Source organism: Streptomyces sp. NPDC029151, assembly GCF_055564315.1.
Window position 1 is genome coordinate 196578 of record NZ_JBVHWQ010000003.1, and the last position, 18165, is coordinate 214742.

General features: G+C 73.2%; 15 protein-coding genes. 9 read left to right on the top strand and 6 right to left on the bottom strand.

Going from position 1 to position 18165, the window contains the following annotated elements:
* Window positions 1-50: 50 nt before the first annotated feature.
* Window positions 51-2072, bottom strand: coding sequence for a beta-galactosidase (locus ACZ4VF_RS13850; RefSeq protein ID WP_467925916.1), 2022 nt, complete (start codon window positions 2070-2072; stop codon window positions 51-53).
* Window positions 2073-2308: 236 nt separating this feature from the next.
* Here ACZ4VF_RS13850 and ACZ4VF_RS13855 point away from each other — a divergent pair, with 236 nt between their 5' ends.
* Genes ACZ4VF_RS13855 through ACZ4VF_RS13870 form a run of 4 tightly spaced genes read left to right on the top strand, consistent with a single transcriptional unit; the run spans window position 2309 to window position 6478 of the window.
* Window positions 2309-3625 (top strand): ABC transporter substrate-binding protein, encoded by a 1317-nt coding sequence (locus tag ACZ4VF_RS13855; protein ID WP_467925918.1) that lies wholly within the window; start codon window positions 2309-2311, stop codon window positions 3623-3625.
* Window positions 3622-4548, top strand: a complete 927-nt coding sequence (locus ACZ4VF_RS13860; RefSeq protein ID WP_467925919.1) for a carbohydrate ABC transporter permease — start codon at window positions 3622-3624, stop codon at window positions 4546-4548. The genes ACZ4VF_RS13855 and ACZ4VF_RS13860 overlap by 4 nt, the downstream gene beginning before the upstream one ends.
* Window positions 4545-5450: a carbohydrate ABC transporter permease gene (locus ACZ4VF_RS13865; protein ID WP_467925920.1), complete on the top strand. Its 906-nt coding sequence runs from the start codon at window positions 4545-4547 to the stop codon at window positions 5448-5450. The genes ACZ4VF_RS13860 and ACZ4VF_RS13865 overlap by 4 nt, the downstream gene beginning before the upstream one ends.
* Window positions 5447-6478, top strand: a complete 1032-nt coding sequence (locus ACZ4VF_RS13870; protein ID WP_467925922.1) for a LacI family DNA-binding transcriptional regulator — start codon at window positions 5447-5449, stop codon at window positions 6476-6478. The genes ACZ4VF_RS13865 and ACZ4VF_RS13870 overlap by 4 nt, the downstream gene beginning before the upstream one ends.
* A gap of 269 nt (window positions 6479-6747) precedes the next feature.
* Here ACZ4VF_RS13870 and ACZ4VF_RS13875 read toward each other — a convergent pair whose 3' ends face one another.
* Together ACZ4VF_RS13875 and ACZ4VF_RS13880 are read right to left on the bottom strand one after the other, a co-directional pair.
* Window positions 6748-7452 (bottom strand): response regulator, encoded by a 705-nt coding sequence (locus ACZ4VF_RS13875; protein WP_467925923.1) that lies wholly within the window; start codon window positions 7450-7452, stop codon window positions 6748-6750.
* A complete protein-coding gene (locus tag ACZ4VF_RS13880; RefSeq protein WP_467925924.1) occupies window positions 7449-8294 on the bottom strand; it encodes a sensor histidine kinase in 846 nt (281 codons plus the stop codon). Before ACZ4VF_RS13880 ends, ACZ4VF_RS13875 begins: the two co-directional genes overlap by 4 nt.
* A 140-nt stretch (window positions 8295-8434) precedes the next feature.
* Between ACZ4VF_RS13880 and ACZ4VF_RS13885 the strand changes: the two genes are divergently transcribed.
* The 4 genes from ACZ4VF_RS13885 to ACZ4VF_RS13900 all read left to right on the top strand — a co-directional run bounded on the left by ACZ4VF_RS13885 (window position 8435) and on the right by ACZ4VF_RS13900 (window position 12450).
* On the top strand, window positions 8435-9142 hold the full coding sequence (locus ACZ4VF_RS13885) for an ABC transporter ATP-binding protein (RefSeq protein WP_467925926.1): 708 nt from the start codon (window positions 8435-8437) through the stop codon (window positions 9140-9142).
* Window positions 9139-11448 carry an ABC transporter permease gene (locus ACZ4VF_RS13890; protein WP_467925927.1) on the top strand — a complete coding sequence of 770 codons (2310 nt, stop codon included), beginning with the start codon at window positions 9139-9141 and terminating at the stop codon, window positions 11446-11448. Before ACZ4VF_RS13885 ends, ACZ4VF_RS13890 begins: the two co-directional genes overlap by 4 nt.
* Window positions 11449-11626: 178 nt before the next feature.
* The gene (locus tag ACZ4VF_RS13895; RefSeq protein ID WP_467925928.1) at window positions 11627-11977 is read left to right on the top strand and encodes a VOC family protein; all 351 of its coding nucleotides are present in this window, start codon (window positions 11627-11629) and stop codon (window positions 11975-11977) included.
* 74 nt (window positions 11978-12051) lie between these two features.
* Window positions 12052-12450: a MarR family winged helix-turn-helix transcriptional regulator gene (locus ACZ4VF_RS13900; RefSeq protein WP_467925930.1), complete on the top strand. Its 399-nt coding sequence runs from the start codon at window positions 12052-12054 to the stop codon at window positions 12448-12450.
* Between the two features lie 410 nt (window positions 12451-12860).
* On the opposite strand, the gene ACZ4VF_RS13905 is transcribed toward ACZ4VF_RS13900, so the two are convergent.
* The 3 genes from ACZ4VF_RS13905 to ACZ4VF_RS13915 all read right to left on the bottom strand — a co-directional run bounded on the left by ACZ4VF_RS13905 (window position 12861) and on the right by ACZ4VF_RS13915 (window position 17242).
* Window positions 12861-14063 carry a vWA domain-containing protein gene (locus ACZ4VF_RS13905; RefSeq protein WP_467926562.1) on the bottom strand — a complete coding sequence of 401 codons (1203 nt, stop codon included), beginning with the start codon at window positions 14061-14063 and terminating at the stop codon, window positions 12861-12863.
* 245 nt (window positions 14064-14308) lie between these two features.
* Window positions 14309-15625, bottom strand: coding sequence for an AAA family ATPase (locus tag ACZ4VF_RS13910; RefSeq protein ID WP_467925931.1), 1317 nt, complete (start codon window positions 15623-15625; stop codon window positions 14309-14311).
* Window positions 15626-15748: 123 nt separating this feature from the next.
* The gene (locus ACZ4VF_RS13915; protein ID WP_467925932.1) at window positions 15749-17242 is read right to left on the bottom strand and encodes a hypothetical protein; all 1494 of its coding nucleotides are present in this window, start codon (window positions 17240-17242) and stop codon (window positions 15749-15751) included.
* A gap of 237 nt (window positions 17243-17479) precedes the next feature.
* Between ACZ4VF_RS13915 and ACZ4VF_RS13920 the strand changes: the two genes are divergently transcribed.
* Window positions 17480-18130: an HAD family hydrolase gene (locus ACZ4VF_RS13920; RefSeq protein ID WP_467925934.1), complete on the top strand. Its 651-nt coding sequence runs from the start codon at window positions 17480-17482 to the stop codon at window positions 18128-18130.
* Window positions 18131-18165 lie beyond the last annotated feature (35 nt).

Below are 18165 nucleotides of genomic sequence, written 5' to 3' on the forward strand. Positions count from 1 at the left end.
GCCCCTCCGCCCGCGGCTCTCGTGGCACGCGCGGGCGGAGGGGAGCCGGCTCAGCCGTCGAGTCGTACGACCCGGACGGCCCCCGCCGGGACCGCGAGGCGGCCCGCGGCGCGTTCGCCCGTCAGCAGCTCCGTGCCGGGCGCGTCCAGCGGCACTTTGGTGTCGCCGGCGGTGTGGTTGATGACGAAGAGGTAGCTGCCCGACTCGCCGCGGCGGCGCACGACCTCGACGTCGCGGGGCAGGTCGGCGCGCGGGGCGAGGCCGGCGTCGCCGGCCGCCCGGCCGAGGACCGCGTCCAGGTCCTGGGCGTGCAGGCGGGTGGAGACGTACCAGGCGGTACCGTGTCCGTACCGGTGGCGGGTGACGGCCGGGCGGCCCGCGGCGAGCCCGTCGGCGTACGTCCACACGGTCTCGGCGCCGCGCGGGACGACGAACTCCGTCCACACGTCCCCGGTCGGGCCGGAGCCGTCCGGGCCGTTCAGACGGACCCGCTCGCCCTTGAGCAGCGGTGAGAACTCCTCCACCGTGAGCCCCAGGACATCGCGCAGCACACCCGGGTAGGCACCCTCGTGGACAGCGTCGTGCTCGTCCACGATCCCGGAGAAGTACGACACCACGAGCGTGCCGCCGTTCCCGACGTACTCCCGGACGTTGTTCCCGGCGGCCTCGGTCATCAGGTACAGGGCCGGCACGACGACCAGCGGGTACCGCGACAGATCGGCTTCCGGGTGGGCGAAGTCGACGGTGAGGTGGCGGTCGTAGAGGGCCTCGTAGAAGGAGTCGGCGCGCTCGCGCGGGTCGTGGTCCTCGCTGGGGCGCCAGGACAGGTTCTGGGCCCACCAGGACTGCCAGTCCCACAGCATCGCCACGTCGGCCTCGGTACGGGTCCCCCGGATCCCGCCCAGCGCCTCCACCGCGGCACCGAGCTCGGTCACCTCGCGCCAGACGCGGGTGCCGGTGCCGCCGTGCGGCAGCATCGCCGAGTGGAACTTCTCGGCGCCGCGCCGGGACTGGCGCCACTGGAAGAACATCGCGCCCTCGGAGCCGCGCGCCACGTGGGCGAGGGAGTTGCGTGCCATCTGCCCCGGGGCCTTCGCGGGGTTGCGGGGCTGCCAGTTGACGCCCGAGGTGGAGTGCTCCAGCAGCAGCCAGGGGGCGCCGCCGGCGACCGAACGGGTGAGGTCGGCGGCCATGGCGAGGTTGACGTGGGTGCGGCGGCCGTCGGTGATCAGGTAGTGGTCGTTGGTCACCAGGTCGACCTCGCGGCCCCACGCCCAGTAGTCCATGGAGTCGCACTGGCTCAGGGCGGTCATGAAGTTGGTGGTCACCGGCACGCCCGGTGAGAGGCGGTGCAGGATGTCACGCTCGGCGCGGAAGTTCTCCCGGATGGTGGCGTCGGCGAACCGCTTGTAGTCGAGGACCTGGCCCGGGTTGCCGACGGTCGGGGTGACCCGGGGCGGGTTGATCTGCGCGATGTCGGTGTAGCGCTGCCCCCAGAAGGCGGTGCCCCAGGCGTCGTTGACGGCCTCCACGCTGCCGTAGGTGTCCGCGAGCCAGCGGCGGAAGTGGTCCGCGCAGGACTCGCAGTAGCAGGCCGACACGGGAACGCCGTACTCGTTGTGGACGTGCCACATGGCGAGCGCCGGGTGGTCGCCGTAGCGCTCGGCGAGTCTCGTGGTGATGTTCGCGGCGGCGGCGCGGTAGTCGGCGTTGCTGTGGCAGATCGCGCCGCGGGAGCCGAACTCGTAGCGCACGCCCTCGGCGGTGACCGGCAGCGCGTCCGGGTGCGCGCGGTAGAACCAGGCGGGCGGTACGACGGTGGGGGTGCCGAGGTCGACCCGGATGCCGTTGTCGTGCAGCAGGTCCAGCACCCGGTCCAGCCAGCCGAAGTCGTAGGCGCCGGCCGCCGGTTCCAGCAGCGCCCAGGAGAAGATCCCGACGCTCACCATGGTGACGCCGGCCTCCCGCATCAGCCGGACGTCCTCCTGCCAGACGGATTCCGGCCACTGCTCGGGGTTGTAGTCCCCGCCGAAGGCGAGTCTGGTGAGGCCCCTGGGGCTGGTGTCCGGCATGGATGACTCCCGGGAGATCGATCATTTGGGAACGTGCACACACAGGATCGGCGGTGCAAGCCCAACATAACCGCACAGCAACAACCATTGACAAGTGTCCGGGATGTTTCTCTACTGTGAACGCTCACAGAAGCATGACAGGGGTTCTCCCGCCGTGAGCACACCGGTCATGTGAACGTGCACATCTGCATGGCAGGTCCCCGCAGCGGGCGGGGGCCCAGGTCAGGGGAGAAACCATGCCGCACACGAAGCGCCGTCGCCTCGTGACAACCGCCGTCGCCGTGTCCCTCGGCGCGACCGCCCTCGTCGCCTGCGGTTCCGAGGACGACAGCAAGGCCGAGTCGGGTCCCGTCTCGCTGACGTACTGGACCTGGACACCCGGCATGGACAAGGTCGTGGACCTGTGGAACCAGGGGCCGGGGAAGAAGGAACGGATCACCGTCACGGTGAAGAAGCAGGCGTCCGGCGACACGCTGGTCACCAAGATCCTCACCGCGCACAAGGCGAAGAAGGCCCCGGACCTGGTGCAGGCCGAGTACCAGGCGCTGCCGACGCTGGTCAGCAACGACGCCCTCGCCGACATCTCCGGGGAGGTCGGCGACGTCAAGGGCAAGTTCGCCGAGGGCGTGTGGCAGCAGACCACGCTCGGCACGGACGCGGTCTACGCGGTGCCGCAGGACATCGGCCCGATGATGTTCTACTACCGCGAGGACCTGTTCAAGAAGTACGGCCTGAAGGTCCCCGCCACCTGGGAGCAGTTCGCCGAGACCGCCCGCCTGCTGAAGCAGAAGGCGCCGGACAAGGACCTGACCACCTTCTCCGCCAACGACTCCGGACTCTTCGCGGGGCTCGCCCAGCAGGCCGGCGCCAAGTGGTGGACCACCTCCGGCGACAAGTGGAAGGTCGGCATCGACGACGCGGCCACCCGGAAGGTCGCCAGGTTCTGGGGCGGCCTGGTCAAGGAAGGTGTCATCGACAACCAGCCGATGTACACCCCGTCCTGGAACAAGGCGTTGAACACGGGCAAGCAGATCGCCTGGGTCAGCGCCGTGTGGGCGCCCGGCACGCTGAACACGGCGGCGCCGGACACCAAGGGCAAGTGGGCCATGGCCCCGCTCCCCCAGTGGTCGCTGGACCGTGACGTCACCGGCAGCTGGGGCGGCTCCTCCACGGCGGTCACCACCGACTCCGCGCACAAGGAGGCCGCCGCCACGTTCGCGGCCTGGCTGAACACCGACCACGACGCCCTCAACGCGCTGGCGAAGGAGGGCGGTATCTACCCGGCCTCCACCTCCGCCCAGCTCAGCGGCGCCTTCTCCAACCCGCCCGCGTACTTCTCCCACCAGGCGGACTTCTACACCCGGGCCGCCGACATCGCGAAGACCACCGCGCCGTCCGCGTGGGGGCCGAACGTCAACGTCGCCTACACGTCCTTCAAGGACGCCTTCGGCGCCGCCGCCAAGAACAAGTCGGACTTCACCGCCGCCCTGAAGACGATGCAGGACGACACGGTCGCCGACATGAAGAAGCAGGGCTTCGAGGTCTCCCGGTGAGCGGCTCCACACGCCGGAGGTCGTACGGGGTCAAGGGGGCCCCGTACGGCTTCCTCCTCCCCGCCACGATCCTGTTCGCCCTCTTCTTCGCGCTGCCCATCGGCTACGCGGTCTGGCTCAGCTTCCGCAAGGTGCGCGTCTCCGGGCTCGGCCTGGGCCCGGGCGCCCGGAAGGAGGTGTGGGCCGGTCTCGGGAACTACACCGGGGCCTTCCGGGACAGCGAACTGCTGGACGGCGCGCTGCGCGTGCTCGGCTACGGCTGCATCGTCGTACCGGTGATGCTCGGCCTGGCGCTGCTGTTCGCGCTGATGCTCGACTCCGACAAGGTGCGGCTCGCCCCGTTCACCCGGCTCGCGGTCTTCCTGCCGTACGCCGTCCCCGGTGTGGTGGCCGCGCTGCTGTGGGGCTTCCTCTACCTGCCGGACGTCAGCCCCTTCTACTTCGTGCTCGACAGGCTGGGCCTGCCGCAGCCGGACCTTCTCGACGGCGGTCCGCTCTACCTCGCCCTGTCGAACATCGCGGTCTGGGGCGGCACCGGGTTCAACATGATCGTCATCTACACCTCGCTCAGGTCGATCCCGGCCGAGGTGTACGAGGCGGCGAAGCTGGACGGCGCCACCCCGCTGCAGATCGCGCTGCGGATCAAGATCCCGATGGTGGCGCCGTCGCTCGTGCTGACGTTCTTCTTCTCGATCATCGCGACGCTCCAGGTGTTCAACGAGCCGACCACCCTGAAGCCGCTCACCAACTCGGTCAACACGACCTGGAGTCCGCTGATGAAGGTGTACCAGGACGCCTTCGGCCGCAACGACATCTACGCGGCGGCGGCCGAGGCGACGCTGATCGCCGTCGTCACGCTGCTGCTGTCGTTCGGCTTCCTGCGGGCCGCGAACCGACGGAACAAGCAGGAGGCAGCGGGATGAGCACCCTCGCCGTCCGCAAGGCCGCCCCGGCCGCCGGCACCACCCCCGGTACGGCGCAGGGTCCGCCACCGCGCCGCCGGATCGCCTGGATCCCCACCGTCACGCTGCTGCTGGGCGCGGTCTACACGCTGCTCCCGGTCGCCTGGGTGGTGATCGCCTCGACGAAGTCCGGGCACGAGCTGTTCTCGACGTTCACCTTCCTGCCCGGCACCGGCTTCGCCGACAACCTCAGGGACCTCGACGCCTACCGGGGCGGCGTCTACTGGACGTGGATGGGCAACTCGGCCCTGTACGCCGGTCTCGGCGCGCTGCTGTCCGCCGCCGTGTCCGCGTTCAGCGGCTACGCGCTCGCGACGTACCGCTTCAGGGGCCGCGAGACGATGTTCAACGTCCTGCTCGCGGGCGTGCTGATGCCCCCGGTGATCCTCGCGATCCCGCAGTACCTGCTGCTGGCGAAGGCCGACCTCACGGACTCCTACCTGTCCGTGCTGCTGCCCCAGATCCTCTCCCCGTACGGGGTCTACCTCGCCCGGATCTACGCGGCCGCCGCCGTGCCGGCCGACGTGGTGGAGGCGGGACGGATGGACGGGGCGAGCGAGTGGCGGATCTTCACCCGGATCGCGCTGCCGATGATGATCCCCGGCATGGTCACGGTGTTCCTGTTCCAGTTCGTCGCGATCTGGAACAACTTCCTGCTGCCGTACATCATGCTCAGCGACGACGAGAGGTTCCCGCTCACGCTCGGCCTGTACACGCTGCTGGAGCAGGGCGCGAACACGCCCGCGCTGTACACCCTGGTGATCACGGGTGCCTTCCTCGCGGTGCTCCCGCTGATCGCCCTCTTCCTGGTCGTCCAGCGCTTCTGGAGCCTCGATCTGCTGTCCGGGGCCGTAAAGTCATGACCATGAGCCAAACGGGGGGCCGGCGCAGACCGCCGACGATCCATGACGTGGCGCGCGAGGCGGGTGTCTCGCGCGGCACCGTCTCGCGCGTGCTCAACGGCGGCCACTACGTCAGCCCCGCCGCCCAGGAGGCGGTCAACGCCGCCATCCGCAGGACCGGGTACGTCGTGAACCGGCACGCCCGTTCGCTGATCACGGGCCGGTCCGACTCGGTGGGCTTCCTGCTGACCGAGCCGCAGGAGCGGTTCTTCGAGGACCCCAACTTCAACGTCCTGCTGCGCGGCTGCACCCAGGCGCTGGCCGCGCACGACATCCCGCTGCTGCTGATGCTGGCGGGCACCGAGGACGAACGGCGGCGCATCACGCGGTACATCACCGCGGGGCACGTCGACGGGGTCCTGCTGGTCTCCAGCCACTCCGGTGATCCGGTCGCCGAGGAGCTGCGGGAGGCGGGGGTGCCGCTGGTGGCCTGCGGCAAGCCGATCGGGCTCGGCTCGAAGGTGAGTTACGTGGCGGCCGACGACCGGGACGGCGCCCGGGACATGGTCCGGCACCTGCTGTCGCTGGGCCGGCGCCGGATCGGCGTGGTCACCGGCCCGCTGGACACCCCGGGCGGTGTGGAGCGGCTCGCCGGGTACCGGGAGGTGCTCGCCGAGGCGGGCGTCGCGGCCGACGAGCGGCTCGTCGTCTCCGGCGACTACAGCCGGGCCAGCGGTGAGGCGGGCGCGGAGCGCCTGCTGGCGCAGGCCCCCGACATGGACGCCGTGTTCGTCGCCTCCGACCTGATGGCGCAGGGGGTGCTGGCGGCCCTGCACCGGGCCGGGAAGCGGGTGCCGGAGGACATCGCCGTCGGCGGTTTCGACGACTCCCCGGCGGCGACCGCCGCCACCCCGGAACTCACCACGATCCGGCAGCCGTGGGACCGGATCAGCAACGAGATGGTGCGGGTGCTGCTGGCGCAGATGGGCGGCGAGGACCCGGCCGCGGTGATCCTCCCGACGGAGCTGGTCAGGCGCGCCTCGACCTGACGCCGGAGGCCTCGGCCCGGTGCGCCTCTCCGCACCCGGGCCGGGACGTGGCGCCGCAGGGCTCGCCGGAGGTCCTTCCCCGCTGAGGGCGCCGTAGGTCCGTCCCCGCTGAGGGCGCCGTAGGTCCGTCCCCGCTGGGGGCGCCGTAGGTCCGTCCCCGCTGGGGGCGCCGTCCGGGGACGGCGGTCGTCCATGATCGCCGGGCCGCGCGTGCACGTCGTCGCGGACGCGGTTCCGGGCACGCGGCGACCGGACCCGTCCGCGGCCGCTCAGTTCCCCTGGCCGCCGCCCCGCCCGCCCGGGCGTACCAGCCCGGTCTCGTAGGCGAGGACCACCGCCTGGGCGCGGTCGCGCAGGCCGAGCTTGGCGAAGATGCGGGCCACGTGGGACTTGACCGTGGCCTCGCTCAGGGTCAGCTCGGCGGCCAGTTCGCCGTTGGACAGACCGCGGCCCATCAGTGTCAGCACCTGCCGCTCGCGGGGTGTCAGGGCGGCCAGTCCCTCGGGCACGGCGGTGGCGGTGTGCCCCTCCGCCTCGGCCGCGTACCGCTCCACCAGGCGCCGGGTGATCTGCGGTGCCAGCAGGGCGTCGCCGGTGCCGACGAGCCGTACGGCCGCCGCCAGGTGCTCCGGGGTGACGTCCTTGAGCAGGAAGCCGCTGGCCCCCATCGACAGGGCCGTGTACACGTACCGGTCCAGGTCGAAGGTGGTCAGCATGAGCACCCGGCAGTCGGGTGCCCCGGCCAGGATGTGCCGGGTGGCCTCCAGGCCGTCCATGACCGGCATGCGGATGTCCATGAGGACGACGTCCGGCCTCAGCCGGCGGACCGCGGCGACCGCCTCGGCGCCGTCGGCCGCCTCGCCGGCCACCTCGATGCCCCGGGCGTTGAGGATCAGCCGGAAGCCGGTCCGGATCAGCGTCTGGTCGTCGGCGATCAGGACCCGGGGCGCCCGCTCGGGCACGTCCGCGGTCACGGCCGGTCCAGGGGTATGCGGGCCCGTACGCGGAAGCCGCCGCCCAGTCTGCGGCGGGCGTCGAGATCACCGCCGTAGACGGCGACCCGCTCGCGCAGGCCGAGCAGGCCACGACCGGTGCCCCCGCCGGGCGGTCTCGCGCCGGGCGGTGCGGAGCCGGTGAGCACGCTGGGGCCGGTGTTGAGGATCTCCACGCGCAGGGCGTGTTCGGCGTAGCGCACGGTCACCTCGGCCCTGCCGCCGGCGCCGTGCCGGAGCGCGTTGGTCAGGGCTTCCTGGACGATGCGGTAGGCGGTCGCGTCGATGCCCTGCGGCAGCGGGCGCGGCTCGCCGGAGACACGGACCTCGACGGGCAGCCCGGCGAACGATATCCGGTCCACCAGCGGGCCCAGCCGGTCCAGGCCGGGCTGCGGGGCGAGCGGTGCGGACACCGGCTCGGCGCCCGGCCCCGGGTCGTCGTCCGTGCCGTCCTGCGCGGGTGCCAGCAGGCCCAGCAGGTGTCTGAGGTCGGTCATCGCGCCCCGGCCCGCGTCCTCGACGGCCCGCAGTGCCGTCGCCGCCTCGTCCGGCATGGTGCCGAGCACCTCCCGGGCGGCGCTCGCCTGGACGACCATCAGGCTGACGTTGTGGCTGACGATGTCGTGCAACTCCCGGGCGATCCGGTCGCGTTCGGCCGTGACCGCGGCCTCGGCGGCGCTCTCCCGCTCCCGTTCCAGCAGCCAGCCCCGCTCCCCCACCGCCGCCTGCCAGCGGCGCCGGGTGCGCACCAGCGCCGCGGTCAGCCCCAGGACGGCCGCGCACGCCACCGCGAGCGCCGCCGTCAGCATGTCGTACTCCCCCATGGCCCTCACTCTCGCAGACGGCTCTGACATCCGCATCGACCTGGGGATTCAGCGTCCTGCATCCCCAGGATGAGTCCCGCGGCCGGCTGCCGTCCGGGGAGGGATGTGCGGGGTGCGGGCCCGCGTCTAGCGTCCTGCCCATGGTCACTGAGGTGAGAACGGCAGACACCGTCGTACGGCTCGACGGGGTGCGCAAGGAGTACGGCGAGACGGTCGCGCTCGACGGGGTGTCGCTGGAGATACGGGCCGGGGAGGCGGTCGCGGTGATGGGCCCGTCGGGGTGCGGCAAGTCCACGCTGCTCAACATGATCGCGGGGCTGGACCGGCCGTCGGCCGGCCGGGTCGTCGTCCACGGCGAGGACGTCGGGGAGTTGAGCGAGAAGGGCCTGGCACTGTACCGGCGGCGCCGGATCGGCATGATCTTCCAGTTCTTCAACCTCATCGACGACCTGTCGGCCCTGGACAACGTGGCGCTGGCCGCCCAGTTGACGGGAACGCCGGCCCGGCAGGCCCGGCGGCGCGCGCTGGAGCTGTTCGAGGAGCTGGGCATCGCCGCCCGGCGCCACGCCTATCCGGCGGTGCTCAGCGGCGGCGAGCGGCAACGTGTCGCGGTGGCGCGGGCGTTGATGAACCGGCCCGCGCTGCTGCTGGCCGACGAACCGACGGGCGCGCTGGACAGCCGGGCCGGGGAGCAGGTGATGGACCTGCTGATCGACCTGAACCAGATCGGCCAGACCCTGGTGATGGTCACGCACGACGAGCGGCTCGCGCAGCGCTGCGCGAGCCGTCTGGTGCTGGTGGCCGACGGCCGGGTGACCGGCGAGCACACCCTGGAGCCGTCGGTATGAGGGCGGTGTGGCGGGCCGCGCGCGCGGCCGTCCGCAGGCGGCGCCTGCAGACGCTGGTGATCTGGCTGGTCACGCTGGTCTCGACGGGGTCGCTCGTGGTGGCGCTGGGGCTGGTCGACGCGGCGTCGGCGCCGTTCGACCGCGCCTTCGAGCAGTTGCACGGGCCGCATGTCGTGGCCGCCTTCGACAGCGGCGAGGTGTCGGACGCCCGGCTGGCGCGCGCGGCCCGGCAGCCGGGGGTGGAGGCGGTGGCGGGGCCGTTCCGGCAGGCGACCCTGGAGGTTCCGCGCGGGGCGGCGGACTTCGGTCTCGGCGGCCAGATCACGGTGGTGGGACGCTCCGCTCCGGGCGGCCCGGTGGACCGGGTGGACCTGTGGGCGGGCCGCTGGCCGACCCGGCCGGGCGAGATGGTCCTGAACCGGCCGCGCGACTGGACCGCCGACGACCTCGGCAGGACGTTGCGGGTGCCGTCGGGTCCGAAGCTCACCATCGTCGGGTTCGCCTTCGACCTGAGCCACACGGCGGACGCCTGGGTCACCCCGGACCAGATCGGGGCGCTGCACCCGACCGGCCGGCAGATGCTGTTCCGCTTCCGGGACGCGTCGACGGAGAGCGCCCTGCGCACCGGCATGTCCCGGGTGACCGGGGGACTGCCTCGGGGTGCGCTCGCCGGCTCCCAGACGTACCTGGCGCTCAAGCACCGGATCGGCAGCAACGCGCGCGCGTACGCGCCGTATCTGATGGCGTTCGGGGTCCTCGGCATCCTGGTGGCGGTGCTGATCGTCGCAGGCGTGGTCGGCGGGGCCGTGGTCTCCGGGTTCCGGCACATCGGCATCCTGAAGGCACTGGGCTTCACGCCGGGGCAGGTGCTGGGCGTCTACCTGATGATGATCTCCGTTCCGGCCTCCCTCGGTTGTGCGCTCGGCGCACTCGTGGGCAACCTGCTGGCGGAGCCGTTCCTGGACTTCGTGTTCACCGGGCCGGCCTCGGGCGTGCTGCACGACAGCCTGGGCATCGCGCCCTGGGTGAACCTGCTCGCCCTGCTCGGTATGCCCCTGGTCTGCGTGCTCGCCGCGCTCGGTCCCTCGCTGCGGGCGCGACGGCTGTCGGCGGCGCGGGCCATCAGCGCGGGCAGTGCGCCCCGGTCCGGCCGGGCGCTCCGCCTTCAGCGGCGCCTGGCGAGTGCGCGGCTGCCCCGGTCGGTGAGCCTCGGCGCGGGGCTCCCGTTCGCCCGTCCCGCGCGCAGCGCGCTCACGCTGGCCGCCGTGGTCCTGGGCGTGACGACGGTGACCTTCGCGACCGGACTGGCGGCGACGCTCGACAGCTTCGGGAACGGCGGCGCCCACACCTACGACGTCACCGTCTACGTCGGCGCCTTCCGGCACGGCAAGGAGGTGCGGCCGGTGCACGGCGACCGTGAACTGGAGGCGCTGCTGGGCTCGTTGCCGGGCGCCAGGCACGTGACGGCGCGGTCGGACGACGACGCGGTGCTGGCCGGCAGCACGCAGGTGGTCATGTTCGAGGGCCGGCGCGGGGGGCCGTCCCTGGACAGCGTGCTCACCAGGGGCCGGTGGATGCGCCGGACCGGGGAGGTTGTGGCCGGGACGCCGTTCCTGCGCCGCAACGGAGTACGCCTCGGGGACCGGCTGCGGCTGCGCAGCGGCGGCCGCGAGGAGCAGGTGACCGTGGTCGGCGAGACGATGGACACCGACGACCGGCTGGTCGTCGGCGACTGGCGGACGGTCACCGCCCTGATGCCGCGGGTGGAGCCCATCGCCTACCACGTCCTGCTGGCCGAGGGCACGGACCAGAAGGCGTACGCCCGTGCTGCCGAGGCAGCCGATCCGGGGCTGTCCGTCCAGCTGAGCGGTTCGAACAACGTCACCGGCACCATCGTGGGCTCGGCGACCGGGCTCACCCTGATGCTGGCCCTGGTCGCCTCGCTCGGCGTGTTCAACACCGCCGTCCTCAACACCCATGACCGGCGTCGCGACCTCGGCATGCTGAAGTCGATCGGCATGACCCCGCGCCAGGTGACGGTGATGACGGTGACGTCGATGGGCGTGCTCGGCGCGCTGGGGTCGCTGCTGGGCGTCCCGCTGGGCATCGTCGCGCACCGGGTGGTGGTCCCGCGGATGGCGGCCGGGGTCGACATCACGCTGCCCCGGTACATGACGGACGTCTGGCACGCGCCCCTGCTGGCCGTCCTGGCGTTCGCGGGCGTGGGCATCGCCGTCCTGGGCGCCCTGGTCCCGGCCCGCCGGGCGGCCCGGCTGACCGTCGCCGAGGTGCTGCGCAACGAGTGAGGACTCCTGACCGGCCGCGATCACCGTCTCCTAGAGGCGGGAGTCGCGGACCGTCCCTGAGAGGCGGGGATCGCGGACCGGTCAGGATCGGAGAAGCCGTCGTGGGGCTCCGCGTCCTAGCGTGGGAGCACCGACGGGGAGCCCGTCGGGTCCCCGCCTCTCACAAGGAGTGAGCACCATGGCTGCCGGCCTGCAGACGATCATCTACCCGGTGAAGGACCTGGAGCGTGCCAAGGCCCTGTTCGGCGCGTTGCTGGGTGTCGAGCCGTACGCGGACGAGCCCTACTACGTCGGTTACAAGGCCGCCGGCCAGGACGTCGGCCTCGACCCGAACGGGCACGCCAAGGGCCTGACCGGCCCGGTGCCGTACTGGCACGTGACGGACCTGCGGGAGCGGCTCGCGACGCTGCTGGCGGCGGGTGCCGAGCTGCTCCAGGACGCGCAGGACGTCGGTGGCGGCCGGCTGATCGCCTCCGTGAAGGACGCCGACGGCAACCTCGTGGGGCTGCTGCAGGACCCGGGGGCCTGAACCCCGGGCGAACGGCTGCACCGAGCACTAGTTGCACACACAACGATTGGCTGGATCGGTGCTACGGTGCGGTCATGGCAGTCACGACCGCCGACACCCGGCTCGAAGAACGCTGGCGGGACATCCTCGCCGTCCACGCGCGCACGATGTGCGAGATCGACCGCGCCCTCCATCCGCACGGACTGGGTGCGAGCGACTTCGAGGTACTGGACATCCTGGCGGCGGAATCACCCGGGCAGGGCGATCAGTGCCGGGTGCAGAACCTGGTCGGCCGGGTCCACCTGAGCCAGAGCGCGCTGTCCCGGCTGATCGGCCGGCTGGAGAAGGACGGCCTGGTGGAGCGTTCGGTGTGCGCGGAGGACCGGCGCGGGGTGTGGGTCGCGCTCACCGCCAAGGGCCGGGCTCTGCACGCCGAGGTGCTGCCGGTGCAGCGGGCGGTGCTGCGACGCGCGCTGGCGGGCCAGGAGGGTTAGGGCGCTTCCTTCGGATCATGTGACCGCCGGTTGCCGGGTGTCGTTGACCGGCGCCCAGGGGGCGAGGTCGAGCCGTCGCCGCCGGACCGAGTCCCCGCTGGGGCCGGGCCCCGGCCGCCACTGACGAAGCAGGCCGGCGCGACCCCACGGGTCCGCGCCCGCCGCGCCCTGACGGCGGACGGCAGGGTCCGGCTGCACAGCACGGCACGGTCCGGCTGCGCAGCACGTCATGGCTGGTGACAGCCGTTCGCCCGGCCCAGGCATCGGGCAGGTCCTGGTGTGCCGTCCCGGCAGGCCCGCCCGTGGGACAGGCCCCGGTCACACGTTCCGGGGCCGGCGCGTCCTCGTCCGCCTGGTCCGCCGCCCGCTTCCGGCCGGTGTCCGGCGCGGGCGAGGGAGGGCTCGCCCGCTCAGCCGATGACGACGACCCGTGCCCAGGGAGGTGGGGTGTCCGGGATGTAGTCGGGGTCGTTCTCCGCGGGGCGGCCCGGGCGGGGGAAGAGGCCGACGACGGTGCGGCAGGGCGGCTGTGCGGAGGGCCAGGGCGTCTGACCGTCGGTGAGGGCGACGATCACGTCCGGCCGCGGCCCGGCGTGCAGCGCACGGGCGAACCCCGAGCGCAGGTCCGTTCCCCCGCCGCCGATCAGTTCGATGCTCTCGGCTCGGCAGAGCGGGACCGCGATGCCGGCCGCCGCGTCGCAGGAGATCACCGAGATCAGGTCTCGCCGCCCTCCCACCGCCCGGGATATCGCCGCCACCTCCAGCAGCGCGCTGCCCAGCTCGGCGTCGCTCACCGACCCCGAGGTGTCGATCACGACGCAGACCCGGGGCGGCGTACGGCGCAGGCTGGGCAGCAGCACCCCGGGAAGGCCGGCCGAACGCCGCGACGGACGCCGGTAGCTGTGGTTGTCACCCACTCCCGGGACGGCCGCCGCGGAGCGGACCGCCGCACCCAGCAGCTGCCGCCACGGCTGCGGCGGATGGAACACCTCGTCCGCCCAGCGGCGCCACCCCTCGGGCGCGTCACCCGGCCGGCCCTTGACGGCCTCGGCGACCCGGAAGCGGACCGCGTCGCGCTGCTGTCTGCTCAGCCCATGCGCGCCGTCGGGTCCCAGTTCCCACGGCCGGGGCTGCCCGTCGGCACCACTGCCGCAGTCCAGCCAGGCCAGGTCGGCGGCCGTCCCGGACATCGACGCCGTCCTCAGGTACTCCTCCATCAGCAGTCCGTCGGGCAGCCGCAGCAGCGACGGGCGCACCGCGCCGAAGGGTACGGGCAGACCGTCGCCGTAGATGTCGTCGTTGATCTCGAAGTCCGCGGCGATGTTCCGCCGCAGGCGCTCGCCGGGACCGTGTTCGCCGCTCTCCCGGGCGTACCGCTCGCTCCGCCCGTGGTGGTCACGGATCAGGTGCGCGACCTCGTGCACCCAAATGCCCGCGAGGTCCTCCATGGACGTCCGCGACACGAAACCGGGGGAAACGTAGCAGCGCCAGTGCGCGTCGACCGCCATGGTGGGCACCGACCGGTCCTCCACCACGTGCAGCGCGAAGAGCGCGCCGGCCAAGTACGGACGCACCTTCACCGCGTGCAGCCGGGCGGCCAGCAGTTTGTCCAGGTCCAGCGGCAGCCCCGCCTGGGCGTCCGGCCCGCCGAGGCCGGCCGCCCGCCCCGGCGGGGTGACCCGCACCGGGCGCGACGGCGGGGGCATGGGGCGCGGCACCGGACGCGGACCTCCGGAAGCTCCCGTGACCGGAGCCCCCGTCACCCGCCCGGAAGCCCCCGCCACCGGCGTACCCCCCGCCGCTCGCCCGACGGCCCCCGCCACCGGCGCGCCCCGCACCGCTCGCCCGGAAGCCTCCGTCATCGCTGCGCCCCCGTGGCTCGTCCGGCGCCGCGCGCGGCGACCCGCTCCACGGACTCGGCCGCGCGCCGGGCGAGGCCGATCACGCCGGCGAGCCGCTCCACCGCCTCCGGTGTCTTCCAGTCGTCGCGTCGCAGCGAGGCGAGCACTGCCGCCGGGGCGACCAGGAGGTCAGGGGCGCCGGTTTCCAGGGCGCGGACCATGACCGCCCATCCCGCCTCCCAGCGCTCCTTCGACGGCCGTGCCCCGACGGCCGCCACCACCGCCTCCAGCGCCGCCTGCCGCAGGTCGCCCCGCGCCGGCAGTTCGGCGGTGGCGGGCTCGGCCAGGAGTGATTCGGGGTCGGGCAGGTCCATACGGTCCAGGTGGGCGAGGAGTTCGAGCCCCGGCCCGTCCCCCACCGCGCCCCGCACCAGCGACGCCAGCACCTCCTGGGAGACCGAGGCGGCCGTGCCGAAGGCCAGCAGGGTCATGGCCGCCTCCCAGCTGCGGGGCGAGGGCCAGGCGCTGCCGCGCCGCGTCTCGGTGCTGGGCAGCCGGTGGATCAGGGTCGGCCGGGCCTTCAGGAAGCCGCAGACCGCACGCCGGGCGTAGGCCACCGCTTCCGGCAGCCGCTCCGGCACGAGCCGGGGCAGCTGCGCCCGGGGCCAGACGCCGCCCAGGCCGCGCACCACCACCTCCTGGTCGTGCACCCAGTTCAGGTGCACGAACCGGTTGGCCAGGGGCGGGCTCAGCTCCCACCCGTCCGCCGCCGAGGCGCGCGGGTTGGCGGCGGCCACGATCCGTACGCCGGGCGGCAGTTGCAGCGCACCGACCTTCCGCTCCAGGACGACCCGGAGCAGTGCGGCCTGGACGGCCGGGGTGGCGGTGGAGAGTTCGTCGAGGAAGAGGAGCCCCCGCCCGGCGCGGACGATTTCCACGGCCCACTGCGGCGGGGCCATCGGCACCCCCTGCGCCGCCGGGTCGTCGCCGACGATGGGCAGTCCGGAGAAGTCGGACGGCTCGTGGACGCTGGCGATGACGGTCGTGAGCGGCAGGTCCAGGGAGGCGGCGAGCTGGGTCAGGGCCGCGGTCTTGCCGATGCCGGGCTCGCCCCAGAGCAGCACGGGCAGGTCGGCCGCGACGGCCAGGGTGAGTGCTTCGAGCTGCTCGTCGGGGCGCGGTTCCGTGGTGGTCGTCCGCAGCAGGCCCAGCAGGTCGTCGGCGAGGGCGAGCTGGGCGCCGGTTCCGGACGCGTCCGCGGGGCCGTGTGCGGGCGCGGGCTCGTCGGCGGCCGGGGCGGGCGCGGGTTCGGACAGGAGAGTGCTGGAGGTCATGGTCATCACCTGGGTAGGGGGAGGTGAGGGAGCGGGCCGGGCCGTCCCTGATGTCGTGTGGTGCGCGGCGCGCGGCAGGCGTCGCTCATGAGGAAGTGGTTCGCGGGCCGACAGGCCCGTGGGTCAGCGGTGCAGGCCGGTGCGGGGCCGGGCCCGGCTGGTCTGTTTGCGGTGCATCTCGGCGGGTGCCCGGCGGTCGAGCCGGGGGCGGTGGTCCACCTCCGGGTGCCGGCCGCCCGTGGCGTTCCGGTCCTCTCCCGCATCGGCGGCGGGGTGTTCGGCGACCAGGCCGGCGCGGAAGAGTCCGTGGTCGACACGGCGGGCGGCGGCCGATTCCAGCGCCTCCCGGAGCGGCCCGTCGCGCAGCACCGCCCCCCGGCCGAGCAACCCCTCGACCACGGTCAGCGCCCCGGTGATGTCACCGTGGCGGAGCCGCTCCCGAACGGCGGGCAGGGCCTCCGGGCTGCGGTGGACCAGGTCGATCGCCCGCAGGCAGGGCAACGCCGGACCGCCGAGCGCAACGAGCAGGTCCTCGCGGCGCAGTTCGACCGGGTCGTGGTCGATCGCCGTCAGCACCCCGTCCCGCAGCGCGATCCGGTGGACCTCGCCCCGGCATTCCACCCGGTGTGGATCACCGGGTTCCGGGGCCGGGCGGCCCACGGGTGCCGTGGCGAACCCGGCCAGTGCCCCGGCGACGAGAGGGTGCAGCCGCTCGGCCGGGACCAGCCCGGCCCGCAGGAGTTCCAGATCCGGAAGGGTCCTGGCCGCGGCCTCCGGCAGTACCGGAAGCGCGGCGGCCTCCTGCTGCGGCAACGTCTCGCGCAGTGGCCGCAGTACCGGGACGTGACTGTCGTCGGGGGCGACGAGTTCGAGGACGGCGCGGTTTCGCGCACCCAGCCGCACGGCGAACGCCCCGCGTGGGCGTCCCTCGGCCCGCAGCAGCAACTCGGCCTCGGCGGCCCAGTTCCGCACCGCCCACGAGGCGTCCCGCGCGATGGCTCCGCGGGCCGGACCGGGGAGGGCAGGGCGGCCGGTGAGAAGGGACCGTGCGGAGAGCGCCGTCACCGGTGTCGCTTCCGCACCGCATCTGAGCGCCAGTTCACCGCTCCGCTCCCGGTCCCACAGGTGCCGGTGCAGGTCGAGGCGGAAACGCCGGTCCGGATGCGGGTGAGGATGGTGCGCGGCGGCGCCGTCGCCGGGTCCGTCCCAGAGGGCCAGGGACATCCGCTGACCGGCATCCGCCCGGGCGGGCGGGGTCCGCACCACCAGTTGGGGGGTCGTGCCGTCCGAACTCCGGTACCTGGCCAGGGAAACGGTGAGGCCGGGCCTCAGCCGTCCGTCCGGCAGGATCCGGGGCATGTGCCAGCGGAGCAGGTCGGGCGCCAGCCGACGCAGGTCCGCGCGCAGGTGGTGGGTGACATCGGTGCCGTGGCGGTTGCGCACGGCGCGGAGATCGAGATCGACGTCGATCCGGGCGGCGGCGCAGGCACCGGCCCAGTCACCGACGGCACGCCGTGCGGTGGCGATTTCGATCATGGACGGTGGCACGGCGTACTCACGGACGCGCTGCCACATCAGGAGGCGGGGCGGAATCCCGTTCGCGGGGTGATGTGCCATCAGCACTCACCTTGCACGAACGATTCCCCCAATCCGCATGAGGAGAAGTTCTTCATCCCCGGCATGGTAACCACAGCGCGGACGATCTGTCTCCCGTTTGACGACCGCCCCCTTCCGGAGCGGCGGCCGCGGCGGATCACCGGCCCGGCCGGCACGACGCACCGCGGCACCCCGCGTGAAGCGGACGCCCAACTCACCCTCGGCCCGGGGTGTTCGGCGGCGCTCTACGCTACGGGGATGATCAAGCCGATCGAACTGGTGATATTCGACTGCGACGGGGTTCTCGTCGACAGCGAGCGCATTGCCGTCCGGGTCCAGGTGGCTCTCGGTGCCGAACTGGGCTGGCCGCTCACCGAGGACGAAGTGGTGGCCCGGTTCATCGGGCGTTCGCACGCCGCCATCCGCGAGCAGGTCACCGAGCGGCTCGGGCCGGCGGCGGCCGCGGTCTGGGCGGAGCGGTTCGAGCGGCCGCACCGTGTCGCCGTGGACGCCGGTCTGACGCCGGTCGCGGGTCTGCCGGATGCGCTGGACGGGATCACGCTGCCGACCTGTGTGGCGTCCGGCGGCACGCACGAGAAGATGCGCCACACCCTGGGCCGCACCGGCCTGTACGAGCGTTTCGAGGGCCGGATCCACAGTTCCACGGAAGTGGCGCGCGGCAAGCCGGCTCCCGACCTGTTCCTGTACGCCGCCGAGCGGATGGGCGTCGCCCCGGCCGCGTGTGTGGTGGTCGAGGACAGCCGCCCCGGAGTCCTGGCCGCGCGCGCCGCCGGCATGCGCGCCCTCGGCTACGCCGGCGGGCTCACCCCGGCCGAACGTCTCGAAGGCCCGGACACCGTCGTCTTCCACGACATGCGCGAGTTGCCCGTGCTGCTGCGCGAGATGTGACGCAGGCCCGCGGCGTCTCTCGTGGGAAGGGGAGG